14 protein-coding genes are annotated in these 17,155 nt (G+C 77.7%); 5 read left to right on the forward strand and 9 right to left on the reverse strand.

Annotated features, from left to right (window positions below):
- The first annotated feature begins 17 nt into the window (after nt 1–17).
- The gene (locus tag ACH4SE_RS24320) at nt 18–1,670 is read left to right on the forward strand and encodes a PucR family transcriptional regulator (RefSeq protein ID WP_398545568.1); all 1,653 of its coding nucleotides are present in this window, start codon (nt 18–20) and stop codon (nt 1,668–1,670) included.
- A gap of 197 nt (nt 1,671–1,867) precedes the next feature.
- On the forward strand, nt 1,868–2,614 hold the full coding sequence (locus tag ACH4SE_RS24325) for a hypothetical protein (protein WP_398545569.1): 747 nt from the start codon (nt 1,868–1,870) through the stop codon (nt 2,612–2,614).
- 63 nt (nt 2,615–2,677) lie between these two features.
- Here ACH4SE_RS24325 and ACH4SE_RS24330 read toward each other — a convergent pair whose 3' ends face one another.
- The 6 genes from ACH4SE_RS24330 to ACH4SE_RS24355 form a co-directional block, all read right to left on the reverse strand.
- The gene (locus tag ACH4SE_RS24330) at nt 2,678–3,577 is read right to left on the reverse strand and encodes an NAD-dependent epimerase/dehydratase family protein (RefSeq protein ID WP_398545570.1); all 900 of its coding nucleotides are present in this window, start codon (nt 3,575–3,577) and stop codon (nt 2,678–2,680) included.
- The gene (locus tag ACH4SE_RS24335; RefSeq protein ID WP_398545571.1) at nt 3,574–4,650 is read right to left on the reverse strand and encodes a cytochrome P450; all 1,077 of its coding nucleotides are present in this window, start codon (nt 4,648–4,650) and stop codon (nt 3,574–3,576) included. Before ACH4SE_RS24335 ends, ACH4SE_RS24330 begins: the two co-directional genes overlap by 4 nt.
- A 274-nt stretch (nt 4,651–4,924) precedes the next feature.
- A complete protein-coding gene (locus tag ACH4SE_RS24340; RefSeq protein WP_398545781.1) occupies nt 4,925–6,406 on the reverse strand; it encodes a class I adenylate-forming enzyme family protein in 1,482 nt (493 codons plus the stop codon).
- 190 nt (nt 6,407–6,596) lie between these two features.
- The gene (locus ACH4SE_RS24345; RefSeq protein ID WP_398545572.1) at nt 6,597–7,370 is read right to left on the reverse strand and encodes a glycosyltransferase family 2 protein; all 774 of its coding nucleotides are present in this window, start codon (nt 7,368–7,370) and stop codon (nt 6,597–6,599) included.
- On the reverse strand, nt 7,367–8,452 hold the full coding sequence (locus ACH4SE_RS24350; RefSeq protein WP_398545573.1) for a 3-oxoacyl-ACP synthase III family protein: 1,086 nt from the start codon (nt 8,450–8,452) through the stop codon (nt 7,367–7,369). Before ACH4SE_RS24350 ends, ACH4SE_RS24345 begins: the two co-directional genes overlap by 4 nt.
- 468 nt (nt 8,453–8,920) lie before the next feature.
- The gene (locus ACH4SE_RS24355) at nt 8,921–9,670 is read right to left on the reverse strand and encodes a GntR family transcriptional regulator (protein ID WP_398545574.1); all 750 of its coding nucleotides are present in this window, start codon (nt 9,668–9,670) and stop codon (nt 8,921–8,923) included.
- A gap of 69 nt (nt 9,671–9,739) precedes the next feature.
- Between ACH4SE_RS24355 and ACH4SE_RS24360 the strand changes: the two genes are divergently transcribed.
- The 3 genes from ACH4SE_RS24360 to ACH4SE_RS24370 all read left to right on the forward strand — a co-directional run bounded on the left by ACH4SE_RS24360 (nt 9,740) and on the right by ACH4SE_RS24370 (nt 12,723).
- The gene (locus tag ACH4SE_RS24360; RefSeq protein WP_398545575.1) at nt 9,740–10,543 is read left to right on the forward strand and encodes an iron-sulfur protein; all 804 of its coding nucleotides are present in this window, start codon (nt 9,740–9,742) and stop codon (nt 10,541–10,543) included.
- Between the two features lie 190 nt (nt 10,544–10,733).
- The gene (locus ACH4SE_RS24365; RefSeq protein ID WP_398545576.1) at nt 10,734–11,816 is read left to right on the forward strand and encodes a DUF2637 domain-containing protein; all 1,083 of its coding nucleotides are present in this window, start codon (nt 10,734–10,736) and stop codon (nt 11,814–11,816) included.
- Nucleotides 11,817–11,985: 169 nt separating this feature from the next.
- A complete protein-coding gene (locus tag ACH4SE_RS24370; RefSeq protein WP_398545577.1) occupies nt 11,986–12,723 on the forward strand; it encodes an SDR family oxidoreductase in 738 nt (245 codons plus the stop codon).
- A 4-nt stretch (nt 12,724–12,727) separates the two neighbouring features.
- Here the strand turns inward: ACH4SE_RS24370 and ACH4SE_RS24375 are convergent, their stop codons facing one another.
- The 3 genes from ACH4SE_RS24375 to ACH4SE_RS24385 form a co-directional block, all read right to left on the reverse strand.
- Complete coding sequence (locus tag ACH4SE_RS24375) at nt 12,728–13,192, reverse strand: ATP-binding protein (protein WP_398545578.1); 465 nt, start codon at nt 13,190–13,192, stop codon at nt 12,728–12,730.
- A gap of 444 nt (nt 13,193–13,636) precedes the next feature.
- Nucleotides 13,637–15,379, reverse strand: coding sequence for a pyruvate dehydrogenase (locus ACH4SE_RS24380; RefSeq protein WP_398545579.1), 1,743 nt, complete (start codon nt 15,377–15,379; stop codon nt 13,637–13,639).
- A gap of 96 nt (nt 15,380–15,475) precedes the next feature.
- Nucleotides 15,476–16,570: a protein phosphatase 2C domain-containing protein gene (locus ACH4SE_RS24385; RefSeq protein WP_398545580.1), complete on the reverse strand. Its 1,095-nt coding sequence runs from the start codon at nt 16,568–16,570 to the stop codon at nt 15,476–15,478.
- Nucleotides 16,571–17,155 lie beyond the last annotated feature (585 nt).

Here is a 17,155-nt window from a genome sequence, read left to right on the forward strand (position 1 = left end):
AGGACAGGGCCACCACCATGCGGCTGCGCGCGCTCCTCGACACCGGAACCCTCGGCCTGCGGCTGCTGGGCGGCGAGGCCGAACTGGACCGCACCGTCCGCGGCGTGATGACCACCGACCTGCGCGACCCCAGCCGCTACCTCAGCGGCGGCGAGCTGGTGCTCACCGGACTGGGCTGGCGCCGCGGCCCCGGCGACAGCGAGGCGTTCGTCCGGCTGATCGCCGCCGCCGGGGTCGCCGCGCTCGCGGTCGGCGAGGCGGAGCTGGGCGCCGTTCCCGACGACCTGGTCGAGGCCTGCGCCCGGCACCGGCTGCCGCTGCTCGCCGTCGACGAGCGGGTCGCCTTCGCCACCATCACCGAATACGTGGCCCGGCAGGTCTCCGGCGAGCGGGCCGGCGACCTCGCGGCCGTCGTCGAGCGCCACCGCCGGCTGATGTCCTCCGGCCCGGCGGGCGGCGGCCCGGACGCCGTGCTCGACCTGCTCGGCAGCGACCTGGACCTGCGGGCGTGGGTGCTGTCGGCCACCGGGCGCGAGATCGCCGGGCCCGGCCGCCCGCTGCCCCCGCAGCTGGGCGCGGAACTGGCCGGGGCCCAGCAGGCCGCCGCCCGCACCGGCCGCCGCGGGCCCTACCGGATCGCGGTGCAGGGGCGGACGTACTCGCTCTTCCCCGTACACGGCGGCGCCCCCGGCACGGACCCGCGGGCCCGGGTGCTCACCGACTGGTTCCTGGCCGTCGAGGCCGACGCCGGCGACTGGCCCGACGAGCGGCTCGACCTGCTGCGCGGCGTCACCCAGCTGATCGCCGTCGAGCGCGAACGGCGCGACGGCGCCCGGGCCGTCGGCCGGCGGCTGGCGGCGGAGATCTTCGACCTGGTCGCCGGCGGCGGCTCCCCCGCGGAGACCGGCGCCCGGCTGCGCGCCGCCGCCCCCGTCCTCGCCCCCGGCAGCGGGGGGGCGACCTACTGGCAGATCGTCGTCGCCGCGCTGGACTGGCCCGGCGGGGGCCCCGACGCCGGACCCGCCGCGCAGGCGCTGCTCGAAGAGGTGCTGTCCGGTCCGGCCGAAACGGGCCCCGGACGCGCCGCCGTCGCCCACGCCGAGGGCCAGGCCATGGCCCTCGTCCCGCTCACCGGCGCCGCGCACGCCCCCGGCGAGCCCGGCGGCCCCCACGACCCGCTCACCGCCGGGTCCCTGCACGCCCTGCTGCGCGGCCCGCTGGCCCGCGGCCTCGGCGACGAGGGCCGGCTCACCGCCGGCGTCAGCGCCGCCGTGTCCTCCCCCGAGGGCCTGCGCGGCGCGCTGGAGGAGGCCCGGCACGCCCGCCGGGTCGCCGCCGCCCGCCCGGGCACCGTCTCGGTCGCCGGGCACGAGGAACTCGCCTCGCACGTCCTGCTGCTGCCCTTCGTCCCCGACGACGTCCGGCGCGCCTTCACCGCCCGCCTCCTCGACCCGCTGCGCGCCTACGACCGGCGGCACCGCTCCGACCTCATCACCACCCTGGAGGCCTTCCTCGACTGCGACGGCTCCTGGACCCGCTGCGCCGCCCGGCTGCACCTGCACGTCAACACGCTGCGGTACCGCATCACCCGGATCGAGCAGCTGACGGGCCGTGACCTGTCCCGCCTCGAAGACAAACTGGACTTCTTCCTGGCGCTGCGGATGAGTTAGTGATCCCGTTCACAAGATGTGATCTCCGACCCCTTGGCGGGAGCCCCCGGCGCGTGCTGAACTTCGGCCACTGGCAGGCACGCGGACAACTGCCGGACACATGAACCCGATACCGCACCGCGGGGGTCGGCGCGGACGTCCACGTTCCTGCACTGCTGCACAACTCGCACTGGCTCGACGACGCGCTTGGGGGAGAAGTGGCGGAAACCGCCCTGTCGGAATCTGTGGTCGGAACTCCGGACGTCTGGCGGCTGCGGGCCCGCGGCTGCTGGGCGGAGGCCGCGGCGCTGCTCGCACCGCACTGCGCCGACGACCCGGGGGCCGCGCGCCAGCGGGCGGAGATCCTCATCGAGGGCTGCTTCTACCACCTCGACGGCTGGGCCGAGGCCGAGGACGCGCTGCGCGTCGCCGAAGCGATGGCCGGCACCGACGAGGAGCGCGGCGCCGCCGCCTCCGAACGCGGCTACCTCGCCTACGGCGCCACCCTCCACCACGTCCGCGACCGCGCCGACGAGGCCCGCTCCGCCTTCGGGCGCAGCGCCGCGCTCCTGTCCCCCAGCTCGCCCGGCCGCCCGCTGCTCGACTTCCGCCGCGGGCTCGTCGCCGAGAACATCGCCGGCAACCCCGCCGCCGCCCGCGCCGCCTACCGCCGCGCCCACGCGGGCGCCGTGGCCCACGGCAACACCTTCCTGACCTCCTTCACCTGGCGCCACCTCGCCGGTCTCGCCGCGGCCGAGGGCGACATCGCCGAGGCCCGCCACGGCTTCGCCGAATCCCTCCGGCTGCGCGTGGCCCTCGGCCACCTCGTCGGCACCGCCCCCGCGCTCCTCTCCCTCGCCGAGGTCTCCCCCGACGACGAGGCCGCCCCCCTCCGCGCCGAGGCCGCCCGCCTCTACACGCTCCTCGGCGCGATCCCCGCCTGGCTCGCCCCGTCCCTGGCCTGAAGGGGGCGCTGGGCACCGCGCGCCCCGGCCGCCGGCGGGACGGGGCCGCCCGGAGGTCCGGGCTCACGGCGCGTAGGAGGCCAGGGTCCGGGTGGGCGTCCAGCCCTGCGCGCGGGCGCGGGAGATGTCGAGGACGAGACCGCGGGCGAGCTGGTCGACCGCGTACCGCGTGAGGGCCGGCTCCCGCCCCGGCCGCACGCGGCCCAGCACCTCGGCCCCCCGCGCCGCCAGCCCGGCGGCCCGCACCGGCACGTGCCGCACCACCGCCCGTACGCCGTGCGCCCGGAGCACGGCCCGGACCGCCGCGTCCCGGTCGTACGCCACCGCGTCGGCGATGTTGTACGCCCCCGGCGCCCACCGGTCCGCGGTCAGGCAGGCCTCCGCCAGGTTCTCCACCGCCGTGAGGCTCATCCGCACGTCGCCTCCCGGCAGCAGCAGCACTCCCCCGCGCACCCGCGCGAGCAGCCGCGGCACGAGGTGCGGGTCCCCGGCGCCGTAGACGGCCCGGGGCCGCAGCACGACCGCGCCCGCCGCGAGGGCCAGCGCCTCACCCGCCGCCTTCGTACGGCCGTAGGCGTTGAGCTGGCCGCGCACCGCATGCCCCTCCCCCACCGGCACGCCCGGCCGCCCGGCCGGCGCGTAGACGCTGGCGCTGCTCACCCACACCACGGGCCGCCCGGCGGCGGCCCGCAGCAGCCGGGCGGTGCCCGCGACGTTGACCGCGTGCATCACGGCTTCCGCCGCCGAGCCCGGAAGCGGGTCGCCGACCGCCGCCGCGCAGTGCACGACGACGTCCGCGCCCCGCAGGTCCGGCTCCTGCGCCGCCGCGTCCCACGGCACGTGCCGCCCGACGGGTCCGGGGCGGCGCCCCACGCACAGCACCCGCGCCCCCCGCGCCGCCGCCCCGGCCGCGACGTGGGACCCGCAGAAGCCGCTCGCGCCGGTCACCGCGACGGTGGTCACCGCCCCGCCCGCAGGACGACGCTCCGCCAGCCGGGCAGCGCCGCCTTCCGGTCCACCCGCGTACGGACCACGGCGGGCCGGTACGGCGCGAGCGCGGCGAGCACGTCGTCCAGCTGCGCCCGCGCCAGCCGCGCCCCCGGGCACGCGTGTCCCCCGGCGCCGAACACCAGCTGCGCGAGCTCCGGCGGCGCCGGATCGCGCACGTCCGGCGGCCTCCGGTCGGCCAGCACCGCGTGCCGGGCCACCAGCACGAGCCGGTCCCCGCGGCGCACCGGGCACCCGCCCAGCCGCGCGTCCGCGGCGGCCACCCGCGGCAGCACCGGCGAGGGGGCGGTCGCCCGCAGCAGCTCGCTCACGAGCGCGGCCCGCGTACCGTCCGCCTCCGCGTACTCCCACCACCCCGCCCCCGCGCACCAGGCAACCGCGCGCGGCACCGCGGCGACCGTCGTGTTCACCCCGGCCACCGCCAGCACGGCCGGCAGCCCGCCCTCCCCGCCCAGCAGCGACGCGAGCCGCGCAGCCGCCCCGGCCGCCCTCCTCGCCGCGAACGGGCTCCGCAGGCCCGGCAGTTCGGCCCGCACCGCAGCCGCGGCCGCCGCACCCGCCGCCTCCGCCACGGTCTGCGGCGGCGCCGCCGAGGCGAGCAGGGCGCACACCGTCGCCCCCGCCAGCTCCCGGGCCAGCGGGACGAGGTCGACACTCCCGCCCGCCGCGAGCGGGGCGAGGCGGCGGTCCAGCACCTCCCGCCACACCGGCCGCAGCCGCTCCACCCCGGCGGCCCCCAGCCCCTCCGCGACCGCCCGCCGGCTTCCCCGGTGCTCGCCGCCCTCCTCGTCGAACAGCCCTCCGCCGCCGCCCAGTTCGCGCACCGCGCCGCCCGTCGTCCCGGCCGCCGCACGATCCAGCGGCACCCGTGTGAGAGCCGTCCGGTACTCCTCCGCACCGCTGACGACCACGGTCCGCCCCACCTTCACCACGTCCCTCCGCCGGGCCGCCCCCAGCAGGGCGAACACCACGGGATGGGCCCTGCTGTACACCCGCCGGTCCCGCCGCCGGGCCCCCGCCTCGCTCATGCGCCCTCTCCTCCGCTTCTCCGGTACGCCGGCGTCCCGCGCGCACCCCTGCGCCCCAGCAGGGCCCCCGGCCGCGTGTGCGCGCCGGCCCGCCCGCCTGTCCCGCGGGGGTGGCCCGCGCCGGCGGCGAACCCGCCACCCGTGCGCGCCGCCGTGCCCGGAACCGGCCCGGCCCGCCCCGGGAGGCGGCCCCGCGGTCCCGTCCTCCGCCCCCGTCCGCGGGGACGGTCAGGCGCCCCCGCGGGAACACGGGAGGGGACGGGCGCACACGCGCTCAGCACCGCGCACCCGGCGGGAGGCGAGCCGCCGCCAGACGCGCCGCCGCCGCGCGGTCCGGTTTGCGGGACCGGCCCGCGAGCGGAACGTCCGCCAGGACGACGGCGTCCGGCCGCGCCGCCCCCATCCGGGCCAGCGGCCCCGCCAGCGCCGCCCGCACCTCCCCGGCGTCCGCGCCGGCGACCGGCTGGACGACGGCCACCAGGCGCTCGTCCCCGTCCCCCGCCGGCACCCCCACGAGCAGCGCCAGCTCGACGCCCGGCACGTGCAACGCGGGCTCGTACAGCCCCGGATAGATGTTCTCCGCGTCCCGCAGCACCATGTCCTTCAGCCGCCCTTCCAGCACGAGCCGCCCGTCGGCGCCGACCCGCCCCCGGTCGCCGGTCGCCACCCACTCCTGCGGCGCCTCCCCCAGGTAGCGGTCCCGTGCGCCGGGCCCGGCCAGCAGCAGCTGCCCGGCCTCGTCCGTACGGGTGCGTACGCCGGGCAGCGGGGCGCCGACGAGATCGCCCTCCCCCTCGTACGCGGCCTTCTCCGCCTGCTCGACGGCCGCTGCCGGGAAGAGTTCGGTGAGCGCGTAGACGCCCCACGCCTCGTCGGCGCCCGCCCGCCGTACACGGCTGAGCAGTTCGGCGCTCGCCGGGGCGGAGCCCGTCCACACCCGGCCGGTGAAGGAAGCGCCTTCCGCCAGTACGCGCCGCAGCTGGGGCGGCGTCAGGTACGTCGCCTGCGGGGCGAGCCGCCGCAGCTGCCGGACCAGGGCGCGGGGCGAGCGGGCGGGCAGGGCCACGGGGGCGCCGCAGGCCAGGGAGGGGACGAGGACGAAGAAGGTCCCCCCGAGCACGGGCACGCCGGGGGCCGGCCGGACGAGTCCGGCGACGGTCCGCATCCCCGCGGCGAGGGAGGCCCGGGTGTGGACGACGGCACGCGGCCGCGACGTCGTCCCGGACGTGAAGACGATCGCGGCGTCCCCGTCCCCGTCCACGGGCCCCGGCAGCACGCCCGACCGCGCCCCGGTGTCCAGCGCGGCCGCGCATCCCGGCAGCCTCGGGCCGACGGTGGCGACGGGCCCCAGCTCCGCGAGGTCCGGCAGCGCCAGGTGCGCCCGCCGGGCGAGCGGCCGGGCCCACCCGGCCACGGCCTGCGCGGCGGCGTCGGCGAGCACGATACCGGGCCGCGCGAGCGCCAGCCGGGCCCGCAGCACGTCGGGCCCGGCACCGGGATCCAGCACCGCCCCGCGCGCCCCGAGCCGGTGCACGGCCAGCAGCACGGCCAGCGCCCGCGGCCCCGGCCGTACGGCGACGCCCACCGTCCCGCCCACCCCGATCCCCCGCGCGTGCAGCGCCCCGGCGTATCCGTCGGCGAGATCGGCCAGCTCCCCCCGGGTGAGGGCGGTCCGCACGCCCCCGTTCACCCCGGCCCGCAGGACGGCAGGCCGCTCCGGCGCGTTCCGCAACGCGCGCGCGAGTTCGTCCAGCACGGTCAATTCCCCCTCGTATCGGCCGGAAACAGGCATCGGTCGTCACCCGCGGCGCCCCGCACCGGCGGGACGCGGGAGGGAGCGCCGCGCCTCCGCGGAATGCGGACCCGCGGGCCGCCTCCCGCGGGAGCGGCCGGGCGCGCGGCACACCGCACGGGGGCGCCCCACCCGGCAGCGGCCGCGGGCCGGTTCACCGCGGATCCTCCCCCTGCCGCCCCGCTCCGCGGTCCAGGTACCACCGCGCCGTCCCCACGACGCCGTACGCCCGAAGCCGCCGCGTCGAGTTCTCGACGACCATCTCCCGCGCGTGCACGATCGCCGCGGTGTGCCGCCGCACCCGGTTCAGGAAGAGGCGGTCCGTCGGGGACGGACGCCTGGGCATGCCCCCCACCGCCTCGTAAAGAGCAGCGGTGACGGCCATGTTATTGCCCGCGTGCATGCGGTACGGCGCCAGGTACCCGCGGCTGCGGCGGTGCGCGGGGCGCAGCCGCCCGAACAGCGCGGCGCCGCGCACCAGCGCCCGGAAGCCCGCCCGGCCGAGCGGCCCGTGCTCGTCGCGGCGCGCGTCGATACGCCCGCAGACGAGTCCCGCGCCCTCCCGGAGCGCGGCGCGCGCCGCGGCCGTCCAGCCGGGCCGCGGCAGGCAGTCGGCGTCGGTGCGGGCGAGCAGCGTGGCCCCGCCCCGTATCGCGTAGCGGAAGCCGGTGTCGACGGCGCAGCCCACGCCCTTGTCGGGCTCGTGCAGGACGTGGACGGGGAAGGGCGCCCAGCGGGCGAAGTCGCGGGCGAGCGCGGACGTGCCGTCCGTGGAGGCGTTGTCGACGACGACGAGCGTGAAGTCCCGGTCGCGCTGCGCGGCGAGGGCTTCGAGGGTGCCGACGATACGCGCGGCCTCCTGGTACGCGGGCACCACGACCCACAGCGCGCCCGCACCGGCCCCCGTACCGCCCCCCGTCGTGCTCACGCCTTCTCCCAGACCATCGACATGACGCTCGCCCCGCCGCCGAGCCCGACGAACAGCACCCTGTCACCGGACGTGAGCCCGCCGTGGACGCGGTCGAGCTGGACGCCGAGCGTGGCGCTGGCCATGTTGCCGAGTTCGGGAACGGTCACGACGAGCCGGTCGCGCGGAACGCCGGTGAGTTCGACGAAGCGGTCGAGGTAGGGAAGGGTGACCTGGTGGACGAGGACGTGGCGGAAGTCCTCCCACCCCAGCCCGGTGCGCTCGCGCATCCGGTCCAGCACGCGCATGCCGAACCGCTCGAAGACGGCGCGCAGCCGGCGTCCGTCGCCGTGGAAGTAGGTGTGCTCGTCGCCGCGCGGATGGCGCGACCCGCCACCGGAGATGCCGCCGAGCGGCCAGTGCTCGGAGCGGGTCTCGGTGTCGACGTCGAGGATGCCGCCGCGCGCCACGGGCTCGACGACGACGGCGGCCCCGGCGTCGCCGAAGGTGTAGCCGGCGAAGCCGTCCTTGAGCTGGCCGGGGCCGGACGGGGCGTGCCGCACGGCGCGGCTCGGGGTCTCGCCGGTGACGACGAGGGCCCGGCGGGCGCGCCCGGCAAGGATCATCGCGCGGGCGGTGTCGATGCCGTTGACAAAGCTGTTGCACGCGTTGGTGACGTCCAGCGCGTGGGCGCTGGAGCCGAGTTCGGCCTGCACGATGTGGGCGGTGGCGGGCTCGACGACGTCGCGGGTGGCGGAGGCGAAGACCAGGAGGTCGAGATCGCCCGGCGCCAGGCCGGCACGGGCGAGCGCGGTGCGTGCGGCGCGCACGGCGAGCGTCGAGGCGTACTCGCCCTCGGCGGCCGCCCGCCGGGTGGCTATCCCCGTGGCCCGCTCGACCATCCGGGGCGGCAGCCGCAGGCCCGCGGCCGCGCTGATCCGCTCCTGCAACTCGGCCGAGCTGACGCTCCGTTCGGGCAGCCATGCGGCCGCCGCGGTGATGCCCGCCCGTGTCACGCGGGGTGCGCCGCCCTCGCCGGGCGCGCGCCCCGCACGGGGTGTGCCGTCCGCGCGGGGCGCGGTGGTCTGGAGGTCCGATGCCATGCCGCGATGCTATGAGCCGATTCGAACGTTCTGCCTGAGTACGCGTACTCAACCGCCCTCCGTGCAACCGGACTTGCGGCCCACTGCCCGCACCGCACGAGACGGAGCACCCCCGGCCGGGGGGCGGGCCCCGCGTTGCGGTCCCGGAGGCGCCGGCGCCCTCCGCCCCCAGGTCCCGCCGGCCCGCCGCCGGTCAGGGGCAGGCAGGCGGGTAGGCGCGGAGGGGCGGTGCCGAGGTGCGCGGCGTGCGCGCGCAGGTCGGGACACGGGCCGCCGCCGGTCAGGGGCAGGCGGGCGGGTAGGTGCGGAGGAGCGGTGCCACACAGGCGCGATGCCGTGGTGCGCGCGCAGGTCGGGACACGGGCCACCGCCGATCAGGGGCAGGCAGCCGGGTACGTGCGGAGGAGCGGTGCCACACAGGCGCGGTGCCGTGGTGCGCGCGCAGGTCGGGACACGGGCCGCCGCCGATCAGGGGCAGGCGGCCAGGTGGGCGCGGAGGAGCGGTTCGACGGGAGCGCCGGAAGCGAGCGCGTCGAGGAGGGTGCCGTGGTGGGCGGCGTGGGCGCGCAGGTCGGGGCGCGGGCCGTCGGTGGGCCACTGGGCACGGCGGTGCAGGCCGTCGGCGACGTCCAGCAGGTGGGTGTTGCCCATGGGTCGCAGCAGCGCCTGGTGGAAGGCGCGGTCCGCCTCGGCGTAGCCGGCGCGGTCGCCGGCCGCGGCGGCGGCCGCAGCGGTGGCGGCGAGCGGCCGCAGCGCGGCCCAGCGCGCGGGCGGCACACTGCGGGCCAGCGACTGCACGACGGGTATCTCGACCAGCATCCTGACCTGCGCGATCTCCGCCAGGTCGGCCGTGGTGCGGCATGTCACGCGGAAGCCGCGGTTGGGCAGCACCTCGACCGCCCCCTCCTGGGCGAGCAGCTGCATGGCCTCCCGGACGGGCGTGGCCGACACGCCGTAGCGGGCGCCGAGCGCCGGCGCGGAGTGCACGGAGCCGGGCGGCAGCTCGCCGGTGAGCAGCGCGGCCCGCAGCTCCGCGAGGACCTGCCCGCGCACGGAGTACCGCTCCGGCATCCGCCGGGGCTCCGGCAGCGGCGCCCGGCCGCGGCCGCCGCCCCGCAGGGACGCTGGACCGTCCACCGGCCGCACCACCTCTCGCTCTCGTCTGCTCGTCGCGCGCACGCCCCCTGGGTCACCCCTATGGCGTACTGCGACGAGCATAATCGCCGCCCGCGCACGATAAGGTAAGGCTTACCTCTGCTGATCTTCGGCTCCCCGGAAGGCTCGCGCATGCCCGTGACCGGCACCGCCTACGCACGGCTCGCCGCGGCCTTCCCCGGGCTGCGGGTCACCGAGGGCGCGCCGCGCTCCGGCGGCGGCTGGGTCGGCGCCGCGGAGCTGGCGGCGGGCGGCGCGGCCCTGGACGCCTTCACCGCGCACAGCACCGCCGAGCTCACCCGGGAGTACGGCCGCGCGCCGCGCCCGCACGTCGCTGCCGCGCTCGCCCTGCACCGCTACGCCTGGCCCGCGTGCCTGCTCTTCACGGTGCCGTGGTTCCTGCACCGCCGGGTGCCGCGGCTGCCGGTCGCGGACGTGTCCTTCCACCGCGCGTCGGGCGCCATGACGGTGCGCACCCGCGCCTTCGCCTGCCTGCCGGACGACCCGGCGGCGGCCCTGCCGGGCGCGTGGACCGTCCCCTCGGAGGCGGCGCTGCGGGACGAGCTGCGGGCCGCGGTGGCCGAGCACCTGGCGCCGCTGCTGGACGCGTTCGGGCCGCGGATGCGGCGCGGGCCGCGGGCGCTGTGGGCGATGGCGACCGACGAGGTCACCGAGGGCCTGCACCACGTCGCGGGGCTGATGGGCCAGCAGGAGCGCGCGGTCGCGGAGCTGACGGAGCTGCTGCCGGGCGGGACCGCCCCGTACGCGGGCGGCGCCGGCTTCCGTACCGCCGGTCCCGGGGGCGACAGGGGGGGCTGCGCGCGCGACCGGCTCACCTGCTGCCTCTTCTACACCGTCAGCCCCCGGCGGGAGTGCGTTTCGTGTCCGCGCGCGACCGGTTCCGACCGGATCGGCCGCCGCGCGGCGGCGGCCTGAGCGGCCGCGCTACGATCTCGCTCAACTAGACTGCTCTGGCACGCGAGTTCGAGCAAACGTCCCTCTTCACGGGATTTCGGCGGGACTCTTGTGCCGGAACGTCTGCACTCACCCGCGCTCTTCGCAAAGATGTCGGTCGTACGCCGTCCCGCGGCCCGAGCGCGACGGGAAGCGACTCTAGGAAACGCATATGAGAGACATATCGCTGGACTGGGTGCTCTCGGGCATCGTCGGCCTGGTCGTGCTCGCGGCGTGCGCGGTCGTGTTCCGCACCCGCCGCGCACAGAACACGGAAGGGAAGCCCGCGGACTCCTGGGAGCGCAGCGAGGAGCGCCGCCGCCGCAAGGAGGCGATCTACGGCAGCGCGTCGTACGTGCTGCTGTTCTGCTGCGCCGCGGTCGCGGCCGCGCTCTCCTTCCACGGCCTGGTGGGCTTCGGCCGGGAGAACCTGAACCTGACCGGCGGGTGGGAGTACCTGGTGCCCTTCGGCCTGGACGGGGCGGCGATGTTCTGCTCGGTGCTGGCGGTGCGGGAGGCCAGCCACGGTGACGCGGCGCTCGGCTCGCGCATGCTGGTGTGGCTCTTCGCGGGGGCCGCGGCCTGGTTCAACTGGGTGCACGCGCCGCGCGGCATGGGCCACGCGGGCGCCCCGCAGTTCTTCGCCGGCATGTCGCTGTCCGCCGCGGTGCTCTTCGACCGCGCCCTGAAGCAGACCCGCCGGGCGGCGCTGCGCGAGCAGGGCCTGGTGCCCCGCCCGCTGCCGCAGATCCGCATGGTGCGCTGGCTGCGCGCCCCGCGCGAGACCTTCGCCGCGTGGTCGCTGATGCTGCTGGAGGGTGTGCGCTCGCTGGACGAGGCGGTCGAGGAGGTCCGCGAGGACAAGCGGCAGCGCGAGAACAACCAGGCACGCCGCCGCGAGCACGACCGGATGGAGCGGGCCAAGATCAAGGCGCTGACCCGGCAGGGCCGTTCGTGGCCGCGCGGTGGCGGTGGCCGCCAGGTGCCGGTGGAGATGCCCGCCACGAGCCTGGCCGGCTCGGGCGAGGGCGCGTCGGAGCCTGCCATAGCCGGTTCCGGCACGGCCTCCGCCGAACTGCCGGTCCGGGCGCTGCCGGCGCTCCAGCCGGTGCGCGACGAGGCGGCCGGCACGACCGGGACGGCCGGGAGCGGTTCCTTCCCGATCGACCTGACGGCCGAGGACGACACCATGACGCTTCCGCGGCTGGACTCGCTGGAGCGCAAGCTGGCCGAGATGGAGCGGCAGTTCGGCTGACGGCCGCCCCACGGGCGACCACGCGGGACCGCGTACGGGCACTGGCCGCCCGTACGCGGTCCCCTCGCCTTTCCGGGCGCGCCGTGCGATCGCTCACCGCGAACCGCCGCCGCCACGGGGGTGACCGGGGCTAGCGTCTCTTCCCTGACTCGGAAACCGGGAGGCGGCAGTGGAGCAGGGCGTCAGGGGCAGGGCGGCGGTCGTCACGGGCGGCTCGCGCGGAATCGGCCGGGCCGTCGTGGAGCGGCTGTGCGCGGACGGGGCCGAGGTCGTCTTCGGCTACCTCAGGGACGAGCGCGCGGCGGCGGAGGTCACGGCCGCGGCGGGCGGGCGGGCGCACGCCGTCCGGGTCGACCTGGCCGATCCGGACGGTCCCGAGGAGCTGATGCGCACCGCCGAGGAGAGACTCGGGGGACTCGACATCCTCGTCAACAACGCGGCGCTCTCGCACCGCCCGACGACACTCGCGGAGACCGGCGACGACCTCTTCGACGAGGTGTTCGCGGTGAACACCCGGGCGGTCTTCCTGACACTGCGGTACGCGGCCCGGCGGATGCGGGACGGCGGGCGGATCGTCACCGTCTCGTCGGTCAACACCGCGCGGGCGGCGCGCGGCATCGGGGCGTACGCGGCGAGCAAGGGCGCGATCGAGCAGCTGACGGCGGTCGCCGCGCAGGAGCTGGGACCGCGCGGCATCACCGCGAACACCGTCTCCCCCGGGGCGACGGACACCGATCTGCTGCGGTCGGTCAACCCGGCGGAGGCGCTGGAGGCCGTCGCGGGGATCACGCCGCTCGGCCGGCTCGGGCTGCCGTCCGACATCGCGGCCGTCGTCGCCTTCCTCACCGGTCCGGACGGCCGCTGGGTCACCGGCCAGAACCTGCGCGCGACGGGCGGCCTGGCCTGAACCGTCAGGCGGCGGCCGCGTCGATCTCGAACCACACGACCTTGCCGGCCCCCCGCGCCTGCACCCCCCACGTGTCGGCGAGGGCCTCGACGAGCATCAGGCCGCGACCCGAGGTGGCGTCGTCCGCGGGGCGGGCGCCGCCGGGCGGGCGGCGCCCGAGCGAGTCGTGCACCTCGACCCGCAGTTTGCGTTCCGGGCCCGGCGAGAGGGTGGCCGTCAGGACGGCGCCGCCGCCGGTGTGCTGGAGCGCGTTGGTGACGATCTCGGTGGTGAGCAGTTCCGCGGTGTCGGCGAGCGCCGGCACTCCCCACTGGCGAAGGTGGTCCCGCAGCCGCCTGCGGGACTCCGCGACGGCGCGCAGGTCCGCGCGCCGGACCGCGTAGCGTAGACGATTCCCCGTGCTGTCCGTGAGCCGCCCCCGTTCTGGTCCGGACCGATTCCCCCTGACAGAGGCATGCCCCGCACGCACCCTGTCCAGTCCTGTGACGAGGGCGACGCCGCGGTGCACGGGTGCCGGCGGAGCCCTCCGGGACGCCGGGACGCAACGGGCTCGTGACCGAAGGGCGTTGACAGATCGGGTGTATGACGCGCCGGCGTCCCGGAGGGCCGGCGGTCTGCCGTCACCGTGAGGCCCGTTCGCCCTGCCGTCCGCGGCGGACACGCCTGCGCCCCAGGCCCTCTCCCCCGCGGGAGGAACCGCTCGCGCACGGGGAGTCCCGCCCCTTCCGGCCGACGCAGAGTGATCCGACCACCAGCGCCGGCCGATACCGTCCGCTGCGGGCGCACGCCGACGGCGACCACGTCACGGCCGAGGACGCCGCGGCGTCACCGCCGACCGCCGCCGCACGGCGCCGGGCCGTGGGAGGGGTCCGGACACGGTGCGGCACGCGGCGCGCCGGGCCCCGCAACGGCGTTACGGGCGCGGCACGTTGCGCAGGTTCGAGCGGGCCATCTGCACCATCTTGCCGACCCCGCCGTCCAGGACGACCTTGCCGACCGACAGCGCGAAGCCGCCGATCTGCTCGCCGGTGATCTTCGGCGGCAGCGAGAGCGCGTGCGGGTCGGTCACCACGTCCACCAGGGCCGGGCCCTTGTGCCGGAAGGCGTCCCGCAGCGCCGCGCGCACCTCCTTGGGCTTCTCCACCCGCACCCCGTACGCGCCCGCCGCGCGGGCCACCGCGGCGAAGTCCGGGTTGTGGTTGGTGGTGCCGTACGCGGGCAGGCCCTCGACCATCATCTCCAGCTCGACCATGCCGAGCGAGGAGTTGTTGAACAGCACGACCTTCACCGGCAGGTCGTACTGCACCAGGGTGAGGAAGTCGCCCATCAGCATGCTGAACCCGCCGTCGCCGGACATCGACACCACCTGGCGGCCGCGGTCCAGGAACTGCGCGCCGATCGCCTGCGGCAGCGCGTTGGCCATCGAGCCGTGCGTGAACGAACCGATCACCCGGCGGCGGCCGTTGGGCGTCAGGTAGCGGGCCGCCCACACGTTGCACATCCCGGTGTCGACGGTGAAGACGGCGTCGTCGTCCGCCTCCTCGTCCAGCACCGAGGCGACGTACTCCGGGTGGATCGGCACGTGCTTGTCGACCTTGCGGGTGTAGGCCTTCACGACGCCCTCCAGCGCGTCGCTGTGCTTCTTCAGCATCCGGTCCAGGAAGCGCCGGTCGGTCTTCTCCCGCACCTTCGGGGTGAGGCAGCGCAGCGTCTCGCCGACGGCGCCCCACACCGCGAGGTCCAGCTTCGAGCGGCGGCCGAGGTGTTCGGGCCGCATGTCGACCTGGACGATCGCCACGTCGTCCGGCAGGAAGGCGTTGTACGGGAAGTCGGTGCCCAGCAGGATCAGCAGGTCGCACTCGTGCATCGCCTCGTACGCCGCGCCGTAGCCGAGCAGCCCGCTCATGCCGACGTCGAACTTGTTGTCGAACTGGATCCATTCCTTGCCGCGCAGCGCGTGCCCCACGGGTGACTTGACGCGCTCGGCGAAGGCCATCACCTCGTCGTGCGCGCCCGCCGTACCGCTGCCGCAGAACAGCGTGATGCGCCGGGCGCCGTCCACCATGCGGGCCAGCGCGTCGAGTTCGGCGTCGCCCGGCCGCACCGTGGGGCGGCGGGTGACGAGCGCGTGCTCGATGCTGCGCTGCGGCGCGGGGTGCGCGGCGATGTCGCCGGGCAGGCTGATGACGGACACCCCGCCGCGGCCCACGGCGTGCTGGATCGCGGTCTGGAGCACCCGCGGCATCTGGGCGGCGCTGGAGATCAGCTCGCTGTAGTGGCTGCACTCGGCGAACAGCCGGTCCGGGTGCGTCTCCTGGAAGTAGCTCGTGCCGATCTCGCTGCTGGGGATGTGCGAGGCGAGCGCGAGCACCGGCGCCATCGAGCGGTGCGCGTCGAAGAGCCCGTTGATCAGGTGCAGGTTCCCCGGCCCGCAGGACCCCGCGCACGCCGCGAGCCGCCCGGTGAGCTGCGCCTCCGCCCCGGCGGCGAAGGCCGCGGTCTCCTCGTGCCGCACGTGCACCCATTCGAGCGAGCGCGTGCGCCGCACGGCGTCGACGACGGGGTTGAGGCTGTCGCCCACGACCCCGTACAGCCGCCGTACGCCCGCGCGCACGAGGATGTCGATGAACTGCTCGGCCACGGTCTGCTTCGCCATGTACCCATCTGCGCACGAGCGCGCGGCCGCCGCATCCCGGGCCACGGCCGTTCTCGTACGCCCCCGGGCCGCGGGAGGGGCCTCACCCGGGGGCGGTCAGGCGTCCCAGACGGTCACCGCCGTACGGTCGTCGGCGTAGCCCTTGACCCGGGTCTGCACGTCGGCCAGATAGCCCGCCAGGCCGGGCGCGCGGCCGCCGCCCCAGCGCTCCGCGAGCAGCCCGGCCAGCTCCGGCTCGCCCCGCAGCGGCTCGGCAAGCCCGGCGCTGCACATCAGCAGCGCATCACCCGGACGGGCCTGCGTCGCCCGGAAGCGGAAGGGCGACCCGGCGTCGCCGGGGGTGGTGTCCAGGTCCTGCCACGCACCGTCCCGCACCCGGAAGAGCCCGCCGTCGCCCACCCCGAAGAAGAGCCGGATCGGGCACCGCGGATCCACCGGCAGCAGCAGGCAGCGCAGGGCCGCCGTGTAGGCGCCGTCCTCCAGGCCCAGGTCCTCGCCGCGCGCCCGCAGCCTGCCGTAGCAGCGGTCGGTGAGCCGGTGCAGGCCCGACTTGAGCGCGCCCCGGCGGGCCGCCCGCAGGTCGCCGGCCAGCCGCTCCCGGCTGCGGCCGACCGCCCCGGCGATCCACCGCACGGCGTCCTGGGCGGCGCGGTGCGCGTCGTCCGCGGCCCGCGCGCCGCTGGCCATCGCGACGAGCAGCAGGGCGTCGTCGCCGGAGCCGAAGCGGGCGGTGAGCAGCGCGTCGCGGCGCGGCTGGCCCCGGTAGCGCGCCGAGTCCCCGCGCACGCTGACCGTACGCAGTGTCAGGCCCGCGTAGCGCGCGCCGTCCAGCACGGTGTCCGGCACCAGGCCGTCCAGCCGCTCGGGATCCGCCTCGGGCCAGGCGGTCGGCTCGGCCGCGTACGTCGGCGCCCCGCCGCCCACCACGGCCGCGGCCGGCTCCTCCTCCCCCGCGGCCACCCACCCGGGCGGCAGCTCGGGCGCCCACCGCACCGTCCCCTCCCCGAACGACGTCTCCCCCCACGCCGCGCCCCCGGCCTCCGCGGGCGGCAGCTCGGCCCGCACAGCGGGCGCCTCGATCGCGGCGGGCCCGGGGCCCACCCCGCCCGCCGCGGCGGGCCGCAGGGCAGGCGCCCCGGCCGGATCCGCGCCTCCCGCCGCCGCAGCGGCCTCCGGCTCGGCCGCGGGCACCGTCCGCGCGGGGGGCGCGAACGCGTCGGAGGGCGACCGGTCCGCCTCGCCCTGCCCCGCCGCCGGCCGAGCCGAGCCGGCCTGCGGCTCCGCCGCCGGCGCAGGAGGCCCGGCCGGAGCGGCCTGCGCGGCCTGCGGCCGCGGCCCACCGGGGGCGACGGCATCACCCCGCGGGTGGTGGGACCCGGGCGCAGCCGCGCCGCTCCCCGGCGGGGGCGGCGGAGCCGCAGAGGCGGGCGGCGCCACCGGCCCGGACGCGGCAGCCGCGGGCGGCGGGGGCGACGTGACGGGCGTGGCCGACGTCGACGGCGCAACCGCGTCGGGCGAGCCGGCGGCGGGCGGCGGGACGTGCTGCTGCGCGGCAGCGGCGGGCGGCGCCACCGGCCCGGACGCGGCAGCGGCGGGCGGCGGGGGCGACGTGGCAGGCGTCGACGGCGCAACCGCGTCGGGCGAACCGGCGGCGGGCGAACCGGCGGCGGGCGAGCCGGCGGCGGGCGGCAGGACATGCTGCTGCGCAGCAGAGGCGGGCGGCGCCACCGGCCCGGACGCGGCAGCGGCGGGCGGCGGGGGCGACGTGGCCGGCGC

The sequence above is a fragment of the Streptomyces sp. NPDC020983 genome, from assembly GCF_044333485.1.
Lineage (GTDB): Bacteria > Actinomycetota > Actinomycetes > Streptomycetales > Streptomycetaceae > Actinacidiphila.

Coding starts and splice junctions, on each gene's coding strand:
- ACH4SE_RS24335 (WP_398545571.1), bottom strand. CDS start 4,650: ATGAGCGAGGCGGGGGCCCGGCGGCGGGACCGGCGGGTGTACAGCAGG.
- ACH4SE_RS24360 (WP_398545575.1), top strand. CDS start 9,740: ATGCCCGTGACCGGCACCGCCTACGCACGGCTCGCCGCGGCCTTCCCC.
- ACH4SE_RS24350 (WP_398545573.1), bottom strand. CDS start 8,452: ATGGCATCGGACCTCCAGACCACCGCGCCCCGCGCGGACGGCACACCC.
- ACH4SE_RS24365 (WP_398545576.1), top strand. CDS start 10,734: ATGAGAGACATATCGCTGGACTGGGTGCTCTCGGGCATCGTCGGCCTG.
- ACH4SE_RS24320 (WP_398545568.1), top strand. CDS start 18: ATGCGGCTGCGCGCGCTCCTCGACACCGGAACCCTCGGCCTGCGGCTG.
- ACH4SE_RS24380 (WP_398545579.1), bottom strand. CDS start 15,379: ATGGCGAAGCAGACCGTGGCCGAGCAGTTCATCGACATCCTCGTGCGC.
- ACH4SE_RS24355 (WP_398545574.1), bottom strand. CDS start 9,670: ATGCTCGTCGCAGTACGCCATAGGGGTGACCCAGGGGGCGTGCGCGCG.